At 43.0% G+C, this 6,126-nt stretch carries 4 protein-coding genes; 3 read left to right on the top strand and 1 reads right to left on the bottom strand.

Annotated features, from left to right (window positions below):
- Positions 1–24: 24 nt before the first annotated feature.
- A complete protein-coding gene (locus OW491_RS11755; protein WP_075172049.1) occupies positions 25–1,092 on the bottom strand; it encodes a 3-deoxy-7-phosphoheptulonate synthase in 1,068 nt (355 codons plus the stop codon).
- A gap of 286 nt (positions 1,093–1,378) precedes the next feature.
- Between OW491_RS11755 and dsbD the strand changes: the two genes are divergently transcribed.
- From dsbD to OW491_RS11770, 3 genes are all read left to right on the top strand, one after another.
- Positions 1,379–3,223, top strand: coding sequence for a protein-disulfide reductase DsbD (dsbD, locus tag OW491_RS11760; RefSeq protein ID WP_290036140.1), 1,845 nt, complete (start codon positions 1,379–1,381; stop codon positions 3,221–3,223).
- A 110-nt stretch (positions 3,224–3,333) separates the two neighbouring features.
- On the top strand, positions 3,334–5,055 hold the full coding sequence (locus tag OW491_RS11765; protein ID WP_075172051.1) for an EAL domain-containing protein: 1,722 nt from the start codon (positions 3,334–3,336) through the stop codon (positions 5,053–5,055).
- A 257-nt stretch (positions 5,056–5,312) separates the two neighbouring features.
- Positions 5,313–6,126: hypothetical protein (locus OW491_RS11770; protein WP_290036142.1), on the top strand; the 814-nt coding region annotated here is incomplete at its 3' end.

The raw sequence follows: 6,126 nt of genomic DNA on the forward strand, positions 1-6,126 counted from the left end.
AATAATTAAGGCCGTGGCTTCTTGTTAGCGGTTGTGCAAAGTGTCTTTTAGTTTGTCATGCATCTCTAAGATACAGTTTTCGGTTGTATCCCAATCGATGCACGCGTCTGTTACGGATACGCCGTATTTAAGCTGAGATAAATCGCTAGGTATCGACTGATTTCCCCATCCAAGGTTTGACTCTATCATTAAGCCAATAATAGAGGTGTTTCCTTCAATGATTTGATGGGTAGCATCTTTTGCTACTAGAGGTTGACGACCAGCATCTTTAGATGAGTTAGCGTGGCTACAATCTACCATAATGTTTTTGGTTAGCCCGGCTTTGTCTAGCTCTTGCTCACAAATAGAGATGCTTACAGAATCATAGTTAGGGCGCCCATTACCACCGCGCAATACGACATGACCGTACTGATTGCCTTTGGTGCGTATGACAGCTACCTGCCCGTTTGGATTAATACCCAAAAAGTTATGTGGGTGTTTGACTGACTTCAGAGCGTTGGTCGCTACTTCGAGCCCGCCATCAGTACCATTTTTGAAGCCCACAGCACAGGATAAACCGGATGACATTTCGCGGTGGGTTTGTGACTCTGTTGTACGAGCGCCAATAGCCGACCATGAGATTAAATCTTGTATGTACTGAGGAGAAATAGGATCAAGTGCTTCTGTCGCTAATGGTAAGCCCATCTCAGACAAATCAATCAACAGCTTGCGTGCTTTAAACAGACCCGTTTGTATATCAAACGAATCATTCATATGAGGGTCGTTAATTAATCCTTTCCAGCCGACGGTGGTTCGTGGCTTTTCAAAATAAACGCGCATCACCAGATAGATAGAATCTTTTACTTTGTCCGCTAGTGCTTTTAATCGCTGACCATATTCTATTGCGGCATCGACATCGTGGATGGAGCACGGACCAATAACGACAAATAAGCGCTTGTCTTTACGATCCAAGATATCACGAATAACTTGGCGACCCTCTACAACAGCTTTAGCAGCAGCATCGGTAATAGGTAGTTCTGATTTTAACGCATCGGGCGTCATCAGAACCGAGGTGGATTCAATATTAAGGTTATCTACACGGTTATCTGACATGATGTTTATTCCTGGAGCAATCGATGTTAGTTGCTTGCTTGTTTGCGGCTTATAATTAGAGCGTAGTGTTTTATCATAAACCTATAACTTTTATAAGTGGCTAATATTCCATTTTTGCCGTTAGATAGCTGTCCATCAATGATAGAATGCTAAAATTATTAAAAATAGTGATGTATGACTTTAATTTGATATGAAATAGAACTGAGCGCTAATTTGAAGGTCTTAGGCCTGTCTTTATTTTTTCCATTGAATGTAGCCGAAGTTGCTCAACGTTAAGAGGTTTTGCGTGTTAAAACGTGTACGTGAATTGTGTGGCATATTAGTTGTAGTTTGCAGTTGCGTTGTTTCAATGGAAAGCTATGCAGGTTTTTTTGATCAAAAATCTTCCTCGTCAGATTCGGGGCCGTTGCCAGTTGAGCAGGCTTTTATTTTTCAGCCCTCAATCGAAGCAGATGGTCGTGTTTTACTGCATTGGCAAATAGCCGATGGGTACTATCTATATCGTGACCGCATAACGTTAGATCTCCCTCAAAATGTCGATCTTGTTGAGCGAATAAATGCTCCTTCTGAGACTAAAGACGACCCTCTATTTGGACAGGTTGAGGTTTATCATAATGTTGCAAATGTTACCGTCCAACTCGGAGCGCTGAGCACTGAGGTACTACCTAATTCTGAGGTGATGGTCAGTTATCAAGGGTGTTGGGAAGGCGGTATTTGCTACCCACCCGTTAAAACGCCATTAGCCGTTGGTGATATTCCCCCCGCTACTACGGTAAGTTCTATATCACCGCCTGAAAATGAAGTGCTCAGTGAAAATGAGCCGGCCCCGTTTGTAAGCGAGCAAGACCGCTTTGCTGCTTTGTTGTCTGGCAGTGGGCTTATGTTAACTTTAGGGCTGTTTTTTGTTGCTGGATTGGCGTTATCGTTAACGCCGTGTGTGTTCCCTATGATCCCTATTATCTCCAGTATTATTGCGGGGCATGGGCACCGAATAACGACGGCTAGAGCATTTTGGTTGTCGCTGGTTTATGTGTTGGCTGTAGCGATTACTTATACCGTTGCCGGGGTGTTAGCGGGTTTGTTTGGAGCCAATATTCAAGCAGCGTTCCAAAATACGTGGGTCATTTCTTTATTCACGTTGGTGTTTGTTGCGCTGGCATTAGCTATGTTTGGATTTTACCAGTTGCAATTGCCGGCGGCTTTGCAGACTAAGTTATCTGGAGTTAGTCATCAGCAAAAAGGAGGAAGCACGCTCAGTGTCGCCTTAATGGGTTTTTTATCTGCTCTGATTGTCGGGCCATGCATGGCAGCGCCATTGGCTGGCGCGCTGATTTATATCGGTCAGACCGGAGATCCCTTAGTGGGAGGACTAGCATTGTTCTCCCTTAGTTTAGGTATGGGAGTGCCTTTGATTCTGGTCGGGTTGTCCGCGGGTAAGCTGTTGCCTAAAGCCGGGGACTGGATGGACGCGATTAAATCCGGCTTTGGCGTTGTATTGTTGCTAATGGCCGTGTGGATGCTTGATCGTATAGTCGATATTAAAATCACTATGCTGCTGACAGCCATTATATTAATTATATCAGCAGTCTATATGGGTGCTATGGACACTATTGCTGATAGTAGTAAGCGGTGGTTAAAGCTCTGGAAAGGCGTTGGCTTAATTCTGTTGATTTATGCGACTTCATTACTAGTTGGCTTATTATCCGGCTCGCAAAGTTTTATTACTCCTCTAAAAGGTTTGTCAGTTTCAACAAGTGTTGCTAGCCAAGAGCGCTTAAGCTTTGCTCGTGTTACGGAACCGAGTGAACTCGAAGCCGTTTTAGCATCGGCTAAAGCGTCTAAACGTCCTGTTCTGTTGGATTTTTATGCGGATTGGTGTGTATCCTGTATTGAGCTGGATATGATTACTTTTGCCGATGCTGGAGTTCAGCAGCGATTGGCTCAATATGAGCGTGTAAAAGTAGATGTTACGGCTAATGATGATAATGCTAAGGCGCTGAGTAAGCGGTACTCAGTTATTGGACCGCCGGCGTTAATTTTTTATGATGCCCAAGGCCGGTTACAATCAGATTACACGGTAGTTGGCTTTATGGAGCCAAAAGCGTTTATTGAGCATTTAGATAGGCTATAAACTCAAGCTTCATTGCTCATAGTTGATAAAAGCTTCGCGCTTTAAGGATGTAAGCGCTCTATATGAACAAACCCCGCCCGAGAGCGGTTTGTATATTAAGGATGATAGATATGAATGTGCTGGTTGTCGATATTGTGCATTTTGATAGGGAGCGAATTTGTCGAGCCCTCAAAAACACTCCGGCAAATGTCGACAAAGTGGCTCAGTTCTCCGAAGTCGTTCCTCGTCTAAAAAACCAAACTTATGATGTCATCATTATTGGATGTTCGAGCGACGAATGCCAAGGGATTTCTCTTCTTTATGAGTTACGCTCTTGGCCATGGGATACCGCACCAGCCATTGTTATGGTGAGCCGTCTTGAAGATGTAGATCTTATCCAGCGTTGCTTGCATGCAGGGGCTCAAGATTACTTATTTAAATCTGAAATAAGTGAAAAGCGCTTATGGTTTGCGTTAGCTAATGCGCGCACCCGCTATGATATCGAATTAAAACAATTAGTTGATTATAAGAAGGTTAAGCACCTTTCTGAAACAGACTCGTTAACGGGTTTAAATAATCGCTACATGTTTGAGGCTTCTCTTAACGCGGCACTAGCTAATGCATCGCGAAGCTCTGGTCACCTTGAGGTTTTGCTCATTGATTTAGATAACTTCAAGCGTATCAATGATACTCATGGGCATGATATTGGTGACGAGTTTCTCCGTCGTGTAACTGACAACATACGTTCTTGCTTACGTGATGGTGAATTGTTAGCGCGTTTAGGGGGAGATGAGTTTGCGTTGCTGTTAACAGGTAATGAAGGGCAGCATAGCGCTGCTAGGGTTAGTCGTCGTATTCTAGATAAGCTGCAATACCCTATAACCTTACAGCCGGCCATGGGGGGACAAGTGTCCGCTAGTATTGGTATATCGTTGTATCCTGAAGATGGCACAAGTGCCGAGCAGTTGCTTAAGCATGCCGATATGGCGATGTATCGGGCTAAAAAACAAGGGAAAAATAAGTTCTGTTACTATACAGCCGAAGCGCAAAGACGGACTGTCGCCAGGGTAGAGCTAGAGAACGCTTTAAAAAGCTCAATTCTCGATAATTCTTTAGAGTTATACTTTCAACCAGTTTTCAAACAAGAGAACAAAGTGTTGTGGGGGTTTGAATCTCTGTTGAGGTGGCGACGAAATGAGGTGCTCTTGCTACCGGATTCATTTATTCATATTGCAGAAGAGACGCGTTTAATTCGGCCTATAGGTAAATGGATCATTAGTTCGGCAGTCCATCAGCTAAAAAAATGGCAGGTTAGCTTTGGTACGGATGTCAAAATGGCTATCAATCTATCCGCTGTGCAGTTAGAAGATAATCATATTGTTCCTTTTATCTCTTCGGTTATCAGCAAATATAAAATTGATCCGCAGTGTCTAGAGTTTGAAATAACAGAAACCATGTTGTTAGATCATTCTGATCATAATATTCAAAAGCTGCAGGGCATAAGCAATTTAGGGTGCTCTATTGCGTTGGATGATTTTGGGACAGGGTTTGCGTCAATTTCGCACTTACAACGTTTTCCAATTGATGTCGTCAAAATTGATAGGTCCCTTATCCCTATTGATGAGCATGATGAAAAGAATTTTTTCTTATCATCGGGGTTAACGTCTATGATCCGCTCGCTTTCTCTTGAATCGGTTGCTGAGGGTGTCGAGAGTGAAGCGCAATATGAGTGCTGCAAAAAACTAAATGTAGACCGCTTACAAGGTTTTAATTTATCACCTCCATTAACCCATCAGCAGGCCGGACGGCTGATACATCAACTTACCTCACAGCCTATAATGACCCAAAGGTAAGTGTTAAATCTGTATATGGCCAATGTTGATTTACGGGTTATATTGTAGTTAGTTCTCCTCAGTTTTTATAATTATGGCTTTAAAAGTGCTGCTTATTTGCAGCACTTTTTCGTTATATTTCAGTATGTTTTATATCCCCTCAATTTGTTAAATGATGTTAAGTATACGTTCATTCTTTTAGGTACAAACTCCCCAAAAAAGGAACAAGCGTTGAGGGCAGGTTTGTTGCTCTTACCGCTATTAAAGGGAATAAGATAATGAACAAGGCAGTATTCGTTCATGTGGCGGTTGTCTGTATGTCTGTCTTTGCTTCTCATGCAAAAGCAGAATTGCCATTAACTGTTGAAAACCTCATCACAAAAGAAGGTAGTCTTAAATTAGATCTATCTTTGACGTATGCCAACAAAGATCGTGAGGGGGTAGAGGCCGGACAGGTTGTTTTGGTTCAAACCGGTGACTCCTCTTATGTGTATATTCCTACTGGATATGGAACCAGCCAAACTAACGTTGATACTTTTATTACAACGCTTGGGCTTCGAATGGGTGTAACCCCCTCATCAGAAATCTATACACGAGCCAACTTTTATTACAGTGATTATCGCTATTTAGCCGCTGATGATCAGTCGGCCTCTGGTAGTGACAATGGGTTTTTGGATGCGTGGTTGGGTTTGAATTATCGATTTTCAGAAGACAATGAAACTCCAGCTTTACTTGGCTTTATTGAAGGAGCGCTGCGTGAGAAAGGACAGCAGAGTAGCTCATCAGCAAAGTCATGGGCGGTTGGCTTTACAACATACAGGGCTTTAGATCCCGTCGTGTTGTCTATGTCGGCGAGTTACCGGTTTAACTTGGAGCGCAAAGATGGCGATTCTGAGTATAACCCCGGGAATTATTTAGCTATCAATCCCTCTGTATCATTCGCAGTGAACGATAGAGTAACGTTAACGACGGGGGTTCAGTGGATAAATAAGCAGCCAGATCAATGGAGTGATCAACGAGATGGAATTCGTCAGACCAACACTGATTTGATGTTAGGTCTTGGCTATGGAGTCTCTAAGGGAAGCACTATGA

This window comes from Neptunomonas sp. CHC150 (genome assembly GCF_030397555.1).
GTDB classification, from domain to species: Bacteria; Pseudomonadota; Gammaproteobacteria; order Pseudomonadales; family Balneatricaceae; genus Neptunomonas; species Neptunomonas phycophila.